Here is a 16,585-nt window from a genome sequence, read left to right on the forward strand (position 1 = left end):
AGCTACCGGGCAGGAACGGGTTCCCCTGCTATCACCGGATGGTCCCGGTGCAGGTTCCCCAGGGCTGACGCCCCCTGCGGTGACCCCAGCTCGGAGAAAAACTCCACGTTGGCCCATACGTAGTCGGCCCACTCATCCGGCACGTCGTCCGAGTAGTAGATGGCTTCCACCGGGCACACGGGATCACACGCACCGCAGTCCACGCATTCGGACGGGTGGATGTAGAGGGAGCGTTCGCCCTCGTAGATGCAGTCCACCGGGCATTCCTGGATGCAGGCCTTGTCCTTCACATCCACGCAGGGCTGGGCGATCACGTACGTCATGGAGGCTACACACCCGTGTAGACGGTTTTGCCCCAGGTAAAGAACTCCAGGGCGGACCTGCCCTGTTCGCGGAACGTGTTGGTGGAGGAGTCCTTGACGCCGCCGAAAGGGACGTTCAGGTCCAGCCCGGCGGTGGGCCGGTTGACCTTGATGACGCCCGCCTGGGCCCGGGCGGAGAAGTCGGTGGCCAGGGCCAGCGAGTCGGTGCAGATGCCGGCGGTCAGGCCGTAGCGGGAGTCGTTGATGGCGGCCAGGCCCGCCTCATAGTCTGGCACTTCCAGGACGGCCACCACAGGCCCGAAGATCTCCTCGGTCACGGCTTGATCGTCGAAGGCCAGGTCGGTGAGCACGGCGGCGGGGAAGAACAGCGCTTCGGAGGAGTCGCCGTCGTACTTTCCGTGCAGGAGTGTTGCGCCGCGGTCGACGGCGCCACGCACCGCTGCCTGGTCCTGCTCGAATTGCTGCTGGCTCACCACAGCACCCATCGCGGACTCCAGGCCGTCACCCGGCGCGTACTTGGCGGCTTCCGCCAACAGCGCCTCGAGGAATGCGGGCCGGATGTCGGGGGTGACGTACACACGGGACGTGGCGGTGCAGGCCTGGCCGGTAAGGCCGAAGGCACCGGCCGCCACCACTTGGGCTGCCTTGCAGGGATCGGCGTCGTCAAGCACCAGGACGCCGTTCTTGCCGCCCATCTCCAGTTGCACCCGGGCGCGCCGCCCGTTGAGGATTTCCTGCAGGCCGAGGCCCACCTTGGTGGATCCGGTGAAGGACATCCCGGCAACGCGGGGGTCGCGGGCCAGGGCGTCGCCCACCACGCGGCCCTTGCCGTGGACCACGTTGAACACGCCGGCCGGCAGCCCCGCGTCCTGCAGGGCGCGCGCCAGATGCGTGGCGGACAGTGGGGTGAGCTCGGCGGGCTTGATCACCACGGCGTTGCCGCTGATCAGCGCGGGCGCCGTCTTCCAGGCCGGGATGGCGATGGGGAAGTTCCAGGGGGTGATCAGGCCGACGACGCCCAGTGGTTCGCGGCGGGTGGTGATGGTGGTGTCCGGCAGGCCGCTGGGCAGTACTTCGCCGGTGGCGGCCCAGCCGAGTGAACCAAAGAAGCGCAGCACGTCGGAGGCACGCTTTACTTCGCCCTTGGCTTCGGCCAGGGTTTTGCCTTCCTCGCGGACCAGGTCTTCGGCGATGGCGGCCTGGCGTTCGATCAGCAGGTTTCCGGCGGCGAGGAGGATGGCGCCGCGGGAGGGCGCGGGCAGTGCCGCCCAACCTGGTTGCGCCGCTGCAGCGGCGGCGATGGCGGCGTCAACGTCTGCGGCGGTCCCGCTGGGTGACAGCGCCACCAGCTCATCCGGCCGGGCGGGGTTCATCCGCCGGGTTTCTGCCTCGCCCAGCCACTGGCCGTTGATGAGGTGCTGGGCCGTCAGGTGGGCGTGGGTAGTGGTGTGTGGGTCGAGTGCTGTGGAGGTCATGGCGTTCCTTTGGAAGATGGTGGGTGGGGCTAGAGGCTGCGGATGAGGCCGCCGTCGCACCGGAGTGCCACGCCGGTGATGTACGACGCCGGGGCGCTGCACAGGAAGGCGGCAGCGGCACCGAATTCGGCGGGTTCCCCATACCGCCGCGCGGGGATGGTCTTGCGGGATTCGAGCCGGATCTCCTCAAGGGTGGTGCCGCGGCGTTTGGCGGCGGCCTGGTCCAGTTCGGTGACCCGGTCGGTGGCGATCCTGCCCGGCAGGAGCAGGTTGACGGTGACCCCGTCCAGCGCCACTTCGGCAGCCAGCGTCTTGAGGTACGCGGCCAGCGCGGCGCGGCCGGTGTTGGAGATGGCCAGGTTGGGCAGGGGTGCCGCCACGCCGCTGGAGCCGACGGCCAGGATCCTCCCCCACCGCCGCTCCCGCATGCCGGGAAGGGTCAGGGACACCAGCGCCTGGTGCGGCCTGACCAAGGTTTCGAACGCCGCGGCAATGTCCTCGGACCCGAGCGTGGCGGCCGCGCCGGGCTTGGGTCCTGGCCCGTTGAGGACCAGGATGTCAATGGGCCCCAGGCCGGTTTCGGTCTGCGCTACGGCCGCCTCCACTCCCCCGGGCGCGGTGAGGTCGGCTTCGACGGCGATGGCCCTGAAGCCTTGCAGATCCCCGGAATCGGCCTGCAGCTCCGCCACGATCTCCTGTGCTCGTTCCCGGCGCCTGCCCACGATGGCAACTTTGGCTCCCTCGGCGGCGAGAGCCCGCGCCACTGCGAGCCCCAGTCCCCCGGTGGAGGCCGCCACCAGGGCTGTCCGTCCTGCGATACCCAAATCCATCAGAGGCTCCCGGCCGAAACGGGGGTACGGGTCAGTTTCAATGCCGTGGCAGCTTCGCGGAGGTGTGCGGACATGGCGTGCCGCAGGTTTTCCGGGAATGCGGCCGCAGGGGCACGGACGCCGGAGTCCTTGATCCAGCCCCGTTCCCGCAGGCATTCCTTGCGGATGGCCAGTGCCACCTTGGCCTGCTGTTCGAAGTTGATGAGCGGCAGGTAGGGCACCAGCTGGGCTGCGGCGGCTGCATAACCCTCCCGCTGCCAGGCCCGGACGCAGGCAATGAGCGCTTCCGGGTAGGAGAAGCCGGTCATGGCTCCTGCCGCGCCGGCCAGGAGTTCATCCAGCAGGCCTTGACCGCCAAGTCCGCCGAACACCGAGATGCCCGTGGCGGCGCTGAGGGTTGCGATGGCCACGCTGGTGGGCGGCGCCTCGGCCTTGATGGCGATGACGGCGGGGCTTGCCTTGACCACAGCGACCAGCACGTCGGTGGAAATGCTGACGCCGCTGGCCAGGGGGTAGTCCTGCAGCACCACCTTGGCACCGGTGGCACGGTGGATGGCGTCCAGGTGCGCGGCCACCACGTCCGGTTTCGGCGAGTTGGCCTGCACCATGACGGCCGCGAGCCGCTGGCCGGCCGCTTCCTGGGCGGCGCGGATTTCCTCGATGGCTGGCCGCGTGGCCAGGGCCGTCACGCCCACCACCAAAGGCAGGTTGGTGCATTCGACGGCGATTTCCAGGACCTGCCGCCGCTCCTCTGCCGTGAGTGCGGCTGCTTCGCCGAACACGCCCAGGACGGTCAGGCCGGTGGCGCCGATGGTTTCGTAGCGCTCCACGAGGTCCGAGAGGCTATCCAGGTCCACGTCCAGGGTGCTTCCCTGGAACGGGGTGGCAACGACGCCCCACACGCCCGGGGGCAGGGATTCACGCTTTTCAGGCGCGGCGGATTGCGGCATGAGTGGTCCTTCTTCTGTTGGAACTCTTAGTGGGAAACGTGTGTTCAGCGGCCCGGCCACACCGGCGGCCGCTTTTCCTGGAACGCACGGACGCCTTCGGCGGAGTCTTCGCTGTCCAGGGCCGCCATGAGGGCCGGCAGCCGGAGGCCGCGCGCTTCGGCGGCCGTGAGGTGCGAAGTCCGGGCAGCCATCTGCTTGACCGCCCGGACGGAGGTGGGGGCGCAGGCGAGGATCTGGTCCACCCAGCGCTGCACGGCGGCGTCGAGCTCCTCGGCCGGCACCACTTCGTTGACCAAGCCCATGGCCTGCATCTCGGCCGCGTCGGCTTTCCGGCCGGTGAGGAGCATGCCCATGGCCTGGGTGTAGGGGACGCGGCGCAGCAGCTGGTGGATGCCGCCGTCGAGCGCCAACCGCCCAACCCTGGGCTCCGTCAATCCGAACTTGGCGCTGTCCGCCGCCACCACGATGTCCGCGCCCAGGACGATTTCCATCCCGCCGCCCAGGGCGTAGCCGTTGACCTTGGCGATCACGGGGATGTCCAGGGTGGTGCGCAGGCTCAGGCCGCCGAACCCGTTGGGGTCCAGGCCGGCCCAGTACTCCAGGCCGGTCTTGTCCACGGCGGAGGCAGACATGTCCGCGCCCACGCAGAACGCGCGGGGCCCTGCCCCGGTGACGACCACAGCCCGCACGGACGCATCCTGCTCCAGCTGTTCCCAGATGTCGTTGAGCCGGGCCTGCGCGGTGCCGTCGACCGCGTTCAGGACGTGCTGCCGGTCGATAACCACCGTGGCAACGTGGTTATCGATGGTCAGGGTGACCTGGTCCACCTTTTCTTCCACGGAAGCGCTCACCGCAGCACCCCCAGTTCCTGCAGCCGCGCGATGGTGTCCGCGTCGAAGCCGTTTTCCAGCAGGACCTCCACGTTGTGCTCGCCGAGGCGGGGTGCGACGCGGCGGACAACGGGCGGGGTGGCGGAGAGCCGGATGGGGGCGTTCAGCATCTTCACGGTCCCCACCCCCGGATGTTCGGCCTCCACGATCATCCCGTTCGCCTCGGTCTGCGCATCGGCGAGCGCCTGTTCCAGGGTGTGGACAGGAGCATTGAGCAGCCCCTGTTCCTCCAGCTTTCCGGTCCAGTATTCGGTGGTGTTGGTGGCGAAATGCTCCCGGAAGATGGCCTGCAGGGCGGGCTTGTTCTTGAACTGCTGCTCAAGGGTGGCGAATCCGGGCCGTTCCGTGAGGTCCTCGTCCAGGCCCAGGGCGTCGGAGATCCGTGCCAGCGGGTCGGGGGTGAAGCCGCCCACCATGCACACGGCACCGTCGGTGGTTTCGAAGACGCCGCTCAGCGGCATGGCGCCCCAGTTGACCTCGTAGCCGCGGTTGAGCTGCATGCAGGCCTCCTGCATCTGCAGGTGCAGCATGGAGTCGTACATGGTCACCTCCACCTTTTGCCCCACACCAGACGCCTGCCGGGTGCGAAGCGCCAGCAGGATGCCCTGCATTAGGTGCATGCCCGTGATGTAGTCGCAGAGCGTGGTGGGGTAGATGGCCGGCTTCTGGTCATCCGATTCGCGCCGCCACATCACGCCGGAGTAGGCCTGCGCGATCGCGTCCTGCCCGCCCTTGTGCGAGTACGGTCCCACGGGGCCGAAGCCGGTGCCGGAGGCCCAGATAATTCCCGGGTTCTTAACCTTGAGCTCCTCGTAGCCGAAGCCCATCCGCTCCATCACGCCGGAGCGGAAGTTGCTGACCACCACGTCGGCGTCGGCCAACAGCCGGTGCAGCACCTCGCGGCCTTCATCGGTGCGGGTATCCACGGAGACGCTGCGCTTGTTGCGGTTGATGGACAGGAAGATCGGGTTGTCCTGGCCGTCCTGGTCGGGGAATGAGTTGCGGGAAATGTCGCCCGCGCCGGGCCGCTCCACCTTGATGATGTCGGCACCGTAGTCGCCCAACAGCTGGGTGCAGGACGGGCCCATGAACACCTGGGTGAAGTCCACAATCCGGATGCCCTCCAGCGGAAGGGGCACCGGCGAGCCGGCCGCACTGCCGCCTGGCGCCGTCGTGCGTTCGTCCACCCGCTCTACCGTTGCCGCGCTCACGCCAGGACCGCCGCTTCGGTGTCCAGGGTGGCGTTCGACGACGGGACGTCGCCGGGGTCCGCACCGTGCCGGCGCATACCCAGTTGGATGTCGGCTGCCGCCACGTCGCGGACCAGCACGCCGGACTCGACGGCGAGCGCTGCGGCGACGCCGACGGCCTGGCCCATGGCCATGCAGGGCGGGATTTCGCGGGACATCTTCTGCGCGTCGGGGGTGGCGGAGTAGTGGCGGCCGGCCACCAGGAGCTGATCCACTTCCTTGGGCAGGAGCGAGCGGTAGGGGTAGTAGTAGTCCCGGCCGCGGGCCACGCTGTCCTGGAAGTGGCGGCGGGAGGTGACGTCTTCCTTGGTCATGACGTACTCACCCTGCAGCAGGCGGGTCTGGCGGACGCCCATCTGGGAGGCGACGTCCAGCATGTAGCACTTTTCGAAGCCGGGCAGGTTGGCCCGGACGTAGTCCACGGCCTCGGAGATCTTGTCACGGGCGGCAAACTCTGCGGCGGTCATGTCTGCCGGGTCCACGCCGTCGAAGCCGGTCATGTGCGGGGCGTTGCACCACACCACGCCGTCGATGGGGGTCTTGAGCCACCACAGCTCCCAGGCACCGCCCAGGAGCCGCTTGATCTTGCGGTTGATGGCGCGGGCTTCCTTGGGGTTGGCCTGTTCGAAGGCCTCAGCGGCCGCGGTGTCCACGTTGCCCAGCCGGAACACCAGGGTGGTGAGGTAGTTGTCCTTGGCGTAGCTGGCGCCGGCGCGGGAGGCAACGTCGATGTCGCCGGTGGTGTCGATGACCACGTCCGCCATGAAGGCCTGGGGGCCCAGCTTGGTTTCGCAGATGACGCCCTTGATGACGCCGTTGTCCACGATGGGGCGGGAGAACCAGGAGTGCAGCCGCAGGTCCACGCCGGCCTCGCGGACCAGGTCGTTGGAGATTCGCTTCCACCCGTCCGGGTCGAAAGCGGCGGCGTAGCAGATGGGCTTGGGGTTGGTGTGGGAGTGGAAGTCGAAGGTGCCGTAGCGGCCCCACTTGTTCCAGAGTTCCTCGGAAGTACGGCGGTCCTCCGCCGGCGGGACGACGGCCAGGCCCAGTTTCTGCAGGCGTTCCACGTATTCGGACACGATGCCGGTGACGGTGATGTCCTGGCCGTTGATCATGTCATCGAGGACAAGCACCATGCCGCCGGAGGCCAGGCCGCCCAGGGAGGAGTAGCGCTCCAGGAGCGTGACCTTTGCACCGGAGCGGGCAGCGGTGACGGCGGCGGCCACGCCTGCGGGGCCACCACCAACCACCAGGACATTGGACCGTGAGATCACCGGCGCGGTGAGGTCTGCCGTGGTGGTGGAGAGCTCCAGGGACCCGGTTTTGGGCGCGGCGAAGCTGGGTGTGTTGTTCATGGGGGAAGTCCTTACTTTCCGACGAAGATGCCGTTGGTGCAGCGTGCGGCGAGGTAGAAAACGATGCTGAGGATGGAGAGGACGGCTACGTAGACCGGGAAGACCCAGGTGAGGTCGAGGGACTGCAGCCAGACCAGGAGGTAGGAGGCCGTGCCGCCGAAGACGGCCACGCCGATGCCGTAGCCCAGGGCCACACCGGTGCCACGGATGTTCTTGGGCATCAGGGAGGAACTGACCACGTTGTAGAGGGTCATGTTCAGGACCAGGACGATCGAGCCGCCCAGCAGGACTGCTGCGAACCCGCCGATGCCGGGCTGGACGTAGAGGAGCATGAGGAACACGGAGGGGATGGCCAGGACGCGGGTCACCAGGAACCAGCGGGACATGGACCGGCCGTCGGCCAGCTTGCCGATGATCCAGCTGCCCACCACCAGGACGACGCCCAGGATGGTGGTGAGGGCGAAGACGGCGGTGGGGTCTTCCTTGAAGCCACTGCGGGCGGCGCTGGGCAGGCCCACGTTCCAGGCGTAGTTGTAGGCCTGTGCGGCGCCCACCACGAAGATGATGGCCAGGACGGAGAGCCAGTGCTTGCCCACACCGGACCACACGGTCTTGGCGGTGTTGGCGGCGCGCTCTTCTTCCTTGAGTGTTTCGGGCAGCGAGCGCCTGAGGTAGAGCACCACGAAGCCGAAGAGTGCGCCAATGATGAACGGGATGCGCCAGCCCCACTCCCCCATGGCCGAGCCGCCGATCACCAGGCTGCAGACGAAGCTGACCAGGGAGGCGAGCAGGATGCCGATGTTGACGTAGAAGGACATGATGCCGGCCACGTAGCCTTCGCGGCCTTCCGGAGCCAGTTCAACGGCGTGGGAGGTGGACAGCGGGGCTTCGATGCCGGTGGAGATGCCCTGCAGGACGCGGCAGGCCACCAGGATGATGCCGGACCAGGCGCCGATGGTGGCGTAGCTGGGCGTGACGGCGATGACCAGCGTGGTGCCGGCCATCAGCATGATGGACAGCAGCATCACGCGGCGGCGGCCGATCCGGTCGGCCAGAGTGCCGAGCAGGATGCCGCCGAGGGGACGGAAGGCGAATCCGACGGCGAACACGGCCAGCGCGTTCAGGGTGGCGGAGAGGGGTTCGGTATTGGGGAAGAAATTCGGGCCGATGAAGGCGGACAGGAGGCCAAAGACCATCCAGTCGTACCATTCCAGGGCGTTTCCCAGGCCGAGGCCCAGGAGTCCCTTACGCACTTCGGGGGTGAATTTGTCGCGGTTGCGGGGGGATGGAGTGGCGGAACGGGGTGACGGTACGGCGTTGTCCGTCGCTTGGATATCGAGCATGGAAGTGTCCTTACGCTGGCGCCGGGGAGGGCGCAGGAGGGTATGACGCAGCGACGCCTGTTGGAGGAGGCGCAGGATGCGAAGGTGGCAAGGATTGCCCGGGGCCACAGATTGGGTCCGGACAGTTAGGGGGAAACGCAGGCGCCGGCGGGGACCGGCAGGCCTACCACTTGTGTGGTGCGTTTACCCAGATGGCTACGCATACCTCTTCGTAGCTGTTCTTGTACCAGTGCGGGGTTTCTGCCGGGTAGGTGATCGAGTCGCCTTCTTCCAGGCTGTAGCAGACGCCGTCCAAGTAGACGTCCTTCCGGCCCGAGATGATGTAGCAGAACTCTTCCCCGCTGTGGGTAAAGGGTGTTGCGCTGGTGTCATGCCCTGGGGGCGTCATGATCCATTGCGCTTCGATGGTGCCGTCACGGTCCGGGGTGAGCAGTTCGTGAACTGCCTCCCCCACGGATTCGCGGGTGACGTTTTTCAGGTTCCGCCGTGCGGATCTGCGGACGACGGGTGACTTGGTTTGGTCCTGGCCAATGAAGAACCTTCCCACGGGAATGTCCAGTCCATGGGCCAGCTGGGCGAGGGTTGTGAAGGACGGGTTGGCCATGCCGCGTTCGATCTGGCTGACGATCGCCTGGCTGAGCCCGGTGACGTCCGAGAGCTTGGCCAGGGTCATGCCCTTTTCCTTGCGCATGGCCCGCACTTTGTTGCCAACCGTCGCCAGCAGTTCGCTGGTGGCCGGCGGTGCGGTGGTGCTACTCTCGGTGGTCATCGGTTGTCTTTCACTGGGTGAGCTTACTCACACAACTATAGTGAAGATTTTTACTCAAACAACCCTTTTTCCTAATTATCTTGAAGATTCCGCCGCGGCGCGGCAAAAACGGGCCTAAAGACACGAGCGGAACAGCTCCCGCTGCCCCATACTGTCGCCATGGACGAGACTGCCGCCAGTGAGCGCACTGCGCGAAGACCGGACAGGGTCCTGCTCGCATTGGTGGGCGTGGTGGTGGTGCTGGTGGTGGTGGCGCTGGCCGTGGTCTTCACCCGCGGCGAGCCTGCCGCGCTTGATGAGGCAAGCCCGGCCGGTGTGGTCCAGAGATACAGCAAAGCACTGATCGACGGCGACGCCGCCACGGCTGCCTCGTACCTCACCGAGAATGCAAAGAGCCGGTGCCGGGGTACCTACGTCAGCGAGCCGGCACCGGCCCGCGTCGTCCTGGTTTCGACGACGGAACGCACCGATTCAGCCACAGTGCGGGTTTCGATTGTCAGGTCGTCCCAGGGCGGACCCTTTGGCCCCTCTGAGTATGAAGTGGAGGACGCGTTCTCACTCCTCAGGGTGAACGGGAAATGGCTGATCGACCAGCCGCCGTACCCACTGGTGGACTGCACCGTTGCGCCGGTGAAGCAATGACGGCGCCGGCAGCACCGACGGTCCCCGCCCCGGCGGGCGGTCTGGCAACCCTCCGCCGGCTGATCCTCTACGTCCTGCTGTTCGCCCTGGTGGTCATCACGGCGTCAGGTGTAAGCGGGCTGCTGGAGCGCCTTTTCCGTACAGCGACCACCTTGGTTTCCGGGGACGTGACCGGACTGGCCCTGTCCCTGGCCTTCACCCTGATCGGCGGCCCGCTGGCACTGCTGCTGTGGTGGTTTGTGTGGCGGCGGCTCGACGACGAAGCCGAGCGGCGGGCGCCCGGCTGGGGCCTCTACCTGACCGGCATGTACGCCGTCTCGCTCATCATCGCCAGCACGTCGCTGCTGGATCTTGCCACGTCCTTCATTGGCACCCAGGAGAGCCAATGGCCGTCCCCACTGGCCAACGGACTTGTCTGGAGCGCCATCTGGTGGTGGCACCGGTGGATGTGGAAGCACCCAGTCAAGGCATCGCGCCACCTCGAGGACGTGCGCGCCGTCGTCGGCTCGGTCTTTGGGCTGCTGCTGGGCACCGGTGCCGCGATCGCTGCGCTCAGCGCACTGCTGGACGTCGCGATCCGCGGCTTCACGGCAACCGCCGCCTTTGAGCCCTGGTGGTTTGACGTACTCCGGTCCCTGGTCTGGGCAGCTGGCGGCGCGCTGGTGTGGTGGTGGCATTGGTTCCGGGAGGGCGGACGGCGCTTCCAGACCGGCCTGGTGGACGTCGCCATCATTGGCGTGGGCATCTTCCTGGCCGGTATCACCGCCCTTGGCGGGCTGGGCGTCATCCTGTTCGTCCTCCTGCGGCTGGCGTTCGACCGCAGCGATCCCATGGACAACTTGCTTGAACCACTCGCCCCGGCCATCGCCGCTGCCGCCATCGGGGCGCTGGTGTGGCGCTACCACCGCAGCACGTCCGTGCACCGCTCCACCAGGACCCGGCGGGCCAGCCTCCTGGTGACGTCCGCGGTGGCGCTTGCCGCTGCGGCGTCGGGCATTGGCGTGGTGGTCAACGCGCTGCTGGCTGCAGCCGTATCGCCCTTGGCGGGCGGGGCAACCCGGACCCTGCTCCTGGGCGGCATCAGCTCCCTCGCGGTGGGTGCACCGGTGTGGTGGCTGGCGTGGAAGCCCCGGCATCAGCCGCGGAGCGCGGACGAGATTCCGCCCGGCCGGCGCGTGTACCTGGTGGCGTTCTTTGGCGTCAGCGCCGTGGTCGCTCTCATTACGCTGCTGGTGATTGGCTACCGGCTCTTCGAATACCTGCTGGGCGAGGTCACCGGCGGCAGCGTCCTGGACCGCATCCGGGCGCCCCTGGGCCTCCTGGTGGCTGCCGGGCTCGTGGCGGGCTACCACTTCGCGCTGTGGCGCCGTGACCGCACCCTTCTTGCCGCGGCGGCCCCTGCACACAAGCGGGTGATCGAGCGGGTCACCCTGGTCAGCGGCTACCGCCCTGATGCGTTGGACCCGGAGGCCCTGGCGCGCGGCATCGCTGACGCTACCGGGGCGAAGGTGACCACGTGGCTGAGGGCGGACGACGGCGGCGCCGGGCTTCCGCCGTCGTCCGAGCTTTCGCCAGCGGCTGGGGACGTCCTCCGGCAGGTCGTGGCGGCACTGCAGGCCACTGCCGGGCAGCAGGTCCTGGTGATCGCGGGGCCTGGAACCCGGTTGGAGGTTGTCCCGCTGATGGCTCCCGGCGCTGCGGTTCCTGCCGGCCCTGCGCCCGGCCGGGTCCTACGGCCCTAGCTACCTTGGGGAGCCGGAGCCTAGCGTTGGTGCAGGCAAAGGAGGCCGGCGATGGCTGCTCGTGGAGCCGCGAAGCGTGGCGGTGCTGCCGCAGGAGGAAGCAGCAGGCGCCGGCTCGGCTGCATGGCGGCCGTCCTGCTGGTTTTGGCCGGATGCTCCTCCGGCGGCGGCGCGCCAACCGGCAGTCCTTCCGGCAGCCTGGCTCCTGCACCTGAGACGTCCTCGCCGCCGTCAGGAACAGCGCCGGCGGGGCCGTCCAAGGCATTTTCCGACGCGGAACTCACAGCCATCATCAACGGAGTGGGCAAGAGCCGGAACCTGCCCTTTCCCGCAGCCCAGGATTCCACCCGCCTGCGCAGCGGCGCGGTGAGCGGATCGTTTCCCTCAACGACGATGGAGTCGACGCCCAGCGAGTGCATTGCCTTCGTTCCGCAGGACCCCTTTAAACGATGGGCAGACAAGGACATCAACTTCGCTGAGGGCGGCATGCCGCCGGCCGGCGGTCAGTCGGGGCCAACCACCACCATCACGGTGGTCCTGAGGAGCGCGGAAAAGGATGCCATCAGCAAGGCCGACTTCGGCTATACGGACGACCTGGTGTCCCGCTGCGGCCGGTTCGACCTGACATACACAGAGTCCGGGCGCGCCTCCACGTCGGCAATCCGGCTGCTGGCCGCTCCCCCAATAGGGGAAAAGCAGCACGCTTTCACGCAGGTTTCCAAGCCGAAAGGCCAGGGGGACTTCGGCTCCGTGGGACTGCGCGTCCTTCGGGGCACCTTGTCCATTACGCTCAACCTCGCAGTCGCAAACCTCAACTCGGAGGCCGACGCCAAGCCCGCGCTGGACGCCATGGCCGGCCTTGCCAGGGAGCTCATTGACCAGGCCGCAATAGGCCCCCCGTCGGCACCTCCGCCGGCACCAAACTCAATGACGCCTGACCAGATGGTGGCGCTGCTCAAAGGCATGACGGGCCCCGGCGGGGAACCGGTGAGCCTGCCGCAGGCGACGATAATCGGCCCACCTCCCGGCTTTACCCCAGGCGCATCAGTTCCCTCGTCCGATTCCCCCTGCACCTTTGATGACGAGTCCTACACCGCCGCCCTGGCCGGCTCCGTCTATGGCCAGGGCCAGATCCAGGGCGCCAGCAAGATGGACTACACCGACTTCACCGTAATCAACATGCCATCATCTTTGGCTCCGCCTTATCCGTTCGACTCCCGGGCAGAGCATATTCGAGGCTGCACCAGCATCCAGGAGAAAACATTCGGTGGCGGCAGCCGGGACTGGTCCTCTGTTGCCGCACTCACCAGCACCATCACCGCCGACTCAACCTATGCCGTCGCATTTCAGCTGGCCGACGGAACGGGTGCATGGTCTGTCCGCAGTGGAGCACGCAGGGGGACGTTGTCCATTGAGGCAAGCAGCCAGACAACTTCGCAGTCCGAGGCACAGGCCAAGGCCGATGCCTTCGCATCCTTCTTCGACGCCGTTTTCTCACGTGCGGGAAAGTGAGCGGGCTGGGGCTCCTTGCCCGGGGAGATTGCATCCTTCCTCAAGATTTGCGCAGTTTATCCCGCTGGTGGATTAACCCTCTTCCCATGGCATTCAGCGCTGCCTAGGGTTGGCACACATGCTTTGCCAAGGGGGACAAATGAAAAGCACAGTTGAAAGTCCTACGGACGCCGCAAACCGCGACGCGCAGCAGGTTGCCGCGCCGGAATCACTGGATGTACAGCACAAAGTGGCGGACTGGACGTCCGACTGCCTGCTCACCATGCGCAGCCCGATCCGCTTCACCCGGGCCGACTGGCCCTAAGCAGCAGTTGACTGGCTCCGGGTCCGCGACAGCGTCGTCACTCAGCAGGCTCGATCAGTTCCGGCCCGTCATTCCGCACGCTGTTCACCTTGGTGCTCACTACGCGCGGCACCAGGACAGGTTCAGGAAGCGAGTCCAGCAGGTGCTGGATATCGTTCTTGTCCGTCAGGTCCGGGTCCAGCCACTCAGCGAAACGGTCGCGGGGGATGATCACCGGGGACCTGTCGTGGACATGGCCCAAGGCGTCCTGGGCGGTGGTGGTCAGGACAGTGCAGCTCAGGAGCCACCGGCCCGGGTCATCCTCCGGCACTGAAGGATCGGCCCACCATTCGTACAGGCCGGCAAAGCCGAGCATCGGCTCCTTCTCGGAGTAAAGGTAGTTGGGGATCTTCTTGCCGTCTTCCGTCTTCTGCCACTCGTAGTAGCCGTCGGCAGGAAGAATGGCGCGTCTTTTCACAGCTGCCTTGCGGAATGCCGGCTTCTCCAGGATGCTCTCGCTGCGGGCATTGATCAGCTTGTTGCCGATCTTGATGTCCTTGGCCCAGGACGGGACCAGGCCCCAGTGGGCCACCAGCAGGTGCCGTTCCATGCTGCCTTCGTCCAGCCGCTCAGCCACGATCGGCACCGGCTCCGTTGGGGCCACGTTCCAGCTTGGCGGGGGCGGAGTGCCTTCCACTTCTTGGGCGTCAAAGTAACTCAGAAGGTCACCAGTGGCCTTGGACATCACGTATCTGCCGCACATGCAGTAATTCTCCCCAATTCAGGTTGGCCTGCAGTTGACCGGGCATGTGACGGGACGGGCCACCTGGACCACCGGTATGACTCCTCAGAGCCATGCGCCCAACACGGCCAGCGCACTGGTCCAGGTCGTTACCCGCCGTTTCAGGCCCGCCCGCTTGAGCCGGCTTTAGGCGCCGTGGTTCAACTCGATGCGTCCCGCTCGATTTCCTCAGCCAGGTCGTCCACTTCTTCGGGACGGGCATCGATGCCTGCTTCCTCGAAGCGTTCTTCCAGGACGTGACTTACGTCGTCCTGGACCTGGCCCAGCTGGATGTCGTGGCGGACATCCTCGGCAATGGTTTCAGGCGTTGCTTCGGGATCCGCTCCGGCCACGAGCTCGTCATTGCCGTCAAAGGGGTCGTTGGCGCCGCCGTCTCCGGTATCAGTCATACCCCATCGTTACCCTTCCCGGTCGGGCAGTAAACGCCCCGCACTCATTGATGCGCCGGTCCCGCCCCGCCTCAGTTCAGGAAGGTGCGGTGTATTTCGCTGCCGTAGCGGCCGATGATTGCGCGTTTGGCGTTCCTGAAAGCTTCGAGGTCCCCGGCATGGCCATGCTGCTCAACGCTGCGCCTTGCCAGCTCGTCCGAAATCACGTCAAGAAAGAGTTCTGCGAGCAACAAACGGGCGGAGTCGCGGAAGCGGCCCCGCCCGTCGACATAAAGCTAGACGGTGGGGGCTGCGGTATTGATGATGACTTTTCGCTCCACTTCGCTGTACACGGCACGGTCCGTGCTGTTGTGCAGGCTGCGGAAGTCGTAGCCCGTAAAAAGGTCCACGCCGTGGTCTCTGCTCGGATGGCGGACCTGGCGGTGCGGTCCCGGCGGCCTTCCGGGGGCGGCGACGGCTTGGTGCGGAGGTTGGTTTGCGCTGCGGTGTGAGGCGTGCTCGGCGATGACCACTTCGCACAGCGCCCAGTAGTCTCCGGCACGGGCGGTGATTTCCCCGTGGTCTCCAGCCTTGTCCCCCGTTGCCGTCCATTCGAGCCGAAGGGTTTCCGCCAAGGTGCCGACTGGAACCGGTGCAGGCAGCGGGTCAAGGTGGATCGAGGGCGGAAGGTCCAGTTCGAAAGCCAAAGTTTCGCCAACGGGCAGCTGGTGTGGATCCAGCAGCAGGGCAACGTGGAACGGATGCACCGGCGGCCGGTAATAGAAGGGCGTTGTGAACCGCAGTGCCGCCGGTAATGGTGACTCTGGCGGCTGCGCGCCGTCCCCGTTCCGGACACCAGGTGCCGTCTCCAGGCCCAGGTCCAGGATGGCGGCCTCGCTCATGTGCTGAAGCAGGTGCTCGATCATCTCGGCGGTTCGCCCGGATGTAGTGGCCCGTTCCAGGTGAGTGAGTTTTTCCTTCTCTGCCTGGACAGGGGCCGCGATCATCCGGCTCACAGCCCGCGAGAACGCCGCGACAAACGGGTCCTTGGGGTTCAGGCCTTCACGCTCGTCACTGATGATGGCCCTACCTTTGCCAAGCATTTCGGTCAGCGCGGGGCAACGCACCGTCCCGAAAAGATACTCGGTGCCCACCTGGTTCTCGTATTCGAACATCTGGCAGTCGAGCACAGCCATGCCGGACTCCACCACCAGGCCAGCGGTCCGTTCATCGCCCTTCAGTGTCAGTTCGACGTCCTGCGCCCGCTTAAGCGTGACGGTGAACGCGTACTCCGCACCGTCAACGCTGAAGCTGCCCGGCTCATCCGGGCCCACTAACGTGACAGCCGGCGGTTCCATGAAGCGGACGCTGTGGCTGGCGTAATCCCCGTCACCAGGGTGCCCGTGCACGAACTCCACCGTGCGCCGGTCCAGTACGTCCCGCAGGTAGATGTTGTCCGCGAGGAGCTGCAGCAGTGTTGCCTGCTGGGTGATGGTGGCGTGCGGGTTGTCGACAACGATGGTGACCCGGGTGCCGTTGGCGCCGTCTGGAAGATCCAGCCGGGCGTAGTCCGCAGCGAACGCTTGGCGGTCCGTACCGTCGTCGTCATAAAGGTAGCCGCCATTCCGGCCCCGGAAGATGTCGATCCGGGTGAACCGGCCACTTCGAATGGTCTCGATCCAGCCGTGGCCCAGTCCGAAGATGGCCTGTTTGAGCCCGCGCCCGAAGTAGCCGCGGCCTGATCCCTCCCCGCGGGCCAGCGGGCTGTGGGCGCCGCCGTAGCTGAGGATCCGGCCGGCCTGCTCGAAGGACATGCCCTCCGCCTGGTCGGTCACCATCAGCACCGCCCCTGAGTGGTGCCGCTGGTAGCCGACTACGATCGTGCCGGTGACGGTGTCGCCGGCTCTCTCCAGCCGCGCGTAGCTGTCATCGCTGTTGGTGATGAGCTCCACCAGCGCCTTCTCAACCGATGCGAAGCGCCGGGAATCGATCCCGATCACGCGCTGGTCCACTTGGATCTGGGCAACCGTCATGGTGGTTCCTTCGCTCAC

At 66.7% G+C, this 16,585-nt stretch carries 16 protein-coding genes; 4 read left to right on the forward strand and 12 right to left on the reverse strand.

Translation table 11 applies throughout. From position 1 onward, the window contains the following. Positions 1-2 precede the first annotated feature (2 nt). From fdxA to JCQ34_RS16720, 9 genes are all read right to left on the reverse strand, one after another. The gene (gene fdxA / locus JCQ34_RS16680; RefSeq protein WP_286399396.1) at positions 3-323 is read right to left on the reverse strand and encodes a ferredoxin; all 321 of its coding nucleotides are present in this window, start codon (positions 321-323) and stop codon (positions 3-5) included. A gap of 5 nt (positions 324-328) precedes the next feature. Further along, positions 329-1,798 carry an aldehyde dehydrogenase family protein gene (locus JCQ34_RS16685; protein ID WP_286399397.1) on the reverse strand — a complete coding sequence of 490 codons (1,470 nt, stop codon included), beginning with the start codon at positions 1,796-1,798 and terminating at the stop codon, positions 329-331. Between the two features lie 29 nt (positions 1,799-1,827). Next, the gene (locus JCQ34_RS16690; RefSeq protein WP_286399400.1) at positions 1,828-2,628 is read right to left on the reverse strand and encodes an SDR family oxidoreductase; all 801 of its coding nucleotides are present in this window, start codon (positions 2,626-2,628) and stop codon (positions 1,828-1,830) included. Then, positions 2,628-3,578 (reverse strand): dihydrodipicolinate synthase family protein, encoded by a 951-nt coding sequence (locus JCQ34_RS16695; RefSeq protein WP_286399403.1) that lies wholly within the window; start codon positions 3,576-3,578, stop codon positions 2,628-2,630. Before JCQ34_RS16695 ends, JCQ34_RS16690 begins: the two co-directional genes overlap by 1 nt. A gap of 44 nt (positions 3,579-3,622) precedes the next feature. Continuing rightward, positions 3,623-4,429 (reverse strand): enoyl-CoA hydratase-related protein, encoded by an 807-nt coding sequence (locus tag JCQ34_RS16700; RefSeq protein WP_286399406.1) that lies wholly within the window; start codon positions 4,427-4,429, stop codon positions 3,623-3,625. After that, positions 4,426-5,679, reverse strand: coding sequence for a CaiB/BaiF CoA transferase family protein (locus tag JCQ34_RS16705; protein ID WP_286399409.1), 1,254 nt, complete (start codon positions 5,677-5,679; stop codon positions 4,426-4,428). Before JCQ34_RS16705 ends, JCQ34_RS16700 begins: the two co-directional genes overlap by 4 nt. Beyond that, complete coding sequence (locus JCQ34_RS16710; protein WP_286399410.1) at positions 5,676-7,073, reverse strand: FAD-dependent oxidoreductase; 1,398 nt, start codon at positions 7,071-7,073, stop codon at positions 5,676-5,678. The genes JCQ34_RS16705 and JCQ34_RS16710 overlap by 4 nt, the downstream gene beginning before the upstream one ends. Positions 7,074-7,084: 11 nt before the next feature. Beyond that, positions 7,085-8,416, reverse strand: coding sequence for an MFS transporter (locus JCQ34_RS16715; protein WP_286399412.1), 1,332 nt, complete (start codon positions 8,414-8,416; stop codon positions 7,085-7,087). A gap of 163 nt (positions 8,417-8,579) precedes the next feature. Next, the gene (locus JCQ34_RS16720) at positions 8,580-9,185 is read right to left on the reverse strand and encodes a helix-turn-helix domain-containing protein (protein WP_236799710.1); all 606 of its coding nucleotides are present in this window, start codon (positions 9,183-9,185) and stop codon (positions 8,580-8,582) included. A 159-nt stretch (positions 9,186-9,344) separates the two neighbouring features. On the opposite strand from JCQ34_RS16720, the gene JCQ34_RS16725 reads away from it, so the two are divergent. From JCQ34_RS16725 to JCQ34_RS16740, 4 genes are all read left to right on the forward strand, one after another. Beyond that, positions 9,345-9,827: a hypothetical protein gene (locus JCQ34_RS16725; protein WP_286399414.1), complete on the forward strand. Its 483-nt coding sequence runs from the start codon at positions 9,345-9,347 to the stop codon at positions 9,825-9,827. Further along, the gene (locus JCQ34_RS16730; protein WP_286404618.1) at positions 9,824-11,569 is read left to right on the forward strand and encodes a DUF5671 domain-containing protein; all 1,746 of its coding nucleotides are present in this window, start codon (positions 9,824-9,826) and stop codon (positions 11,567-11,569) included. The genes JCQ34_RS16725 and JCQ34_RS16730 overlap by 4 nt, the downstream gene beginning before the upstream one ends. 51 nt (positions 11,570-11,620) lie before the next feature. After that, the gene (locus JCQ34_RS16735; RefSeq protein WP_286399416.1) at positions 11,621-13,081 is read left to right on the forward strand and encodes a hypothetical protein; all 1,461 of its coding nucleotides are present in this window, start codon (positions 11,621-11,623) and stop codon (positions 13,079-13,081) included. A 139-nt stretch (positions 13,082-13,220) separates the two neighbouring features. After that, positions 13,221-13,385 (forward strand): hypothetical protein, encoded by a 165-nt coding sequence (locus JCQ34_RS16740; RefSeq protein WP_286399419.1) that lies wholly within the window; start codon positions 13,221-13,223, stop codon positions 13,383-13,385. Positions 13,386-13,422: 37 nt separating this feature from the next. On the opposite strand, the gene JCQ34_RS16745 is transcribed toward JCQ34_RS16740, so the two are convergent. The 3 genes from JCQ34_RS16745 to JCQ34_RS16755 form a co-directional block, all read right to left on the reverse strand. Then, positions 13,423-14,127 carry an SOS response-associated peptidase gene (locus JCQ34_RS16745; RefSeq protein WP_286399421.1) on the reverse strand — a complete coding sequence of 235 codons (705 nt, stop codon included), beginning with the start codon at positions 14,125-14,127 and terminating at the stop codon, positions 13,423-13,425. A gap of 179 nt (positions 14,128-14,306) precedes the next feature. After that, positions 14,307-14,555 (reverse strand): hypothetical protein, encoded by a 249-nt coding sequence (locus JCQ34_RS16750; RefSeq protein ID WP_286399423.1) that lies wholly within the window; start codon positions 14,553-14,555, stop codon positions 14,307-14,309. Positions 14,556-14,830: 275 nt separating this feature from the next. Beyond that, positions 14,831-16,567, reverse strand: coding sequence for an ATP-binding protein (locus JCQ34_RS16755; RefSeq protein WP_286399424.1), 1,737 nt, complete (start codon positions 16,565-16,567; stop codon positions 14,831-14,833). Positions 16,568-16,585: the final 18 nt, after the last annotated feature.

Origin of the sequence: Pseudarthrobacter defluvii, from assembly GCF_030323865.1 — a bacterium.
GTDB lineage: Bacteria > Actinomycetota > Actinomycetes > Actinomycetales > Micrococcaceae > Arthrobacter > Arthrobacter sedimenti.

Coding starts and splice junctions, on each gene's coding strand:
- fdxA (WP_286399396.1), bottom strand. CDS start 323: ATGACGTACGTGATCGCCCAGCCCTGCGTGGATGTGAAGGACAAGGCC.
- JCQ34_RS16685 (WP_286399397.1), bottom strand. CDS start 1,798: ATGACCTCCACAGCACTCGACCCACACACCACTACCCACGCCCACCTG.
- JCQ34_RS16690 (WP_286399400.1), bottom strand. CDS start 2,628: ATGGATTTGGGTATCGCAGGACGGACAGCCCTGGTGGCGGCCTCCACC.
- JCQ34_RS16695 (WP_286399403.1), bottom strand. CDS start 3,578: ATGCCGCAATCCGCCGCGCCTGAAAAGCGTGAATCCCTGCCCCCGGGC.
- JCQ34_RS16710 (WP_286399410.1), bottom strand. CDS start 7,073: ATGAACAACACACCCAGCTTCGCCGCGCCCAAAACCGGGTCCCTGGAG.
- JCQ34_RS16715 (WP_286399412.1), bottom strand. CDS start 8,416: ATGCTCGATATCCAAGCGACGGACAACGCCGTACCGTCACCCCGTTCC.
- JCQ34_RS16720 (WP_236799710.1), bottom strand. CDS start 9,185: ATGACCACCGAGAGTAGCACCACCGCACCGCCGGCCACCAGCGAACTG.
- JCQ34_RS16725 (WP_286399414.1), top strand. CDS start 9,345: ATGGACGAGACTGCCGCCAGTGAGCGCACTGCGCGAAGACCGGACAGG.
- JCQ34_RS16730 (WP_286404618.1), top strand. CDS start 9,824: ATGACGGCGCCGGCAGCACCGACGGTCCCCGCCCCGGCGGGCGGTCTG.
- JCQ34_RS16735 (WP_286399416.1), top strand. CDS start 11,621: ATGGCTGCTCGTGGAGCCGCGAAGCGTGGCGGTGCTGCCGCAGGAGGA.
- JCQ34_RS16740 (WP_286399419.1), top strand. CDS start 13,221: ATGAAAAGCACAGTTGAAAGTCCTACGGACGCCGCAAACCGCGACGCG.
- JCQ34_RS16745 (WP_286399421.1), bottom strand. CDS start 14,127: ATGTGCGGCAGATACGTGATGTCCAAGGCCACTGGTGACCTTCTGAGT.
- JCQ34_RS16750 (WP_286399423.1), bottom strand. CDS start 14,555: ATGACTGATACCGGAGACGGCGGCGCCAACGACCCCTTTGACGGCAAT.
- JCQ34_RS16755 (WP_286399424.1), bottom strand. CDS start 16,567: ATGACGGTTGCCCAGATCCAAGTGGACCAGCGCGTGATCGGGATCGAT.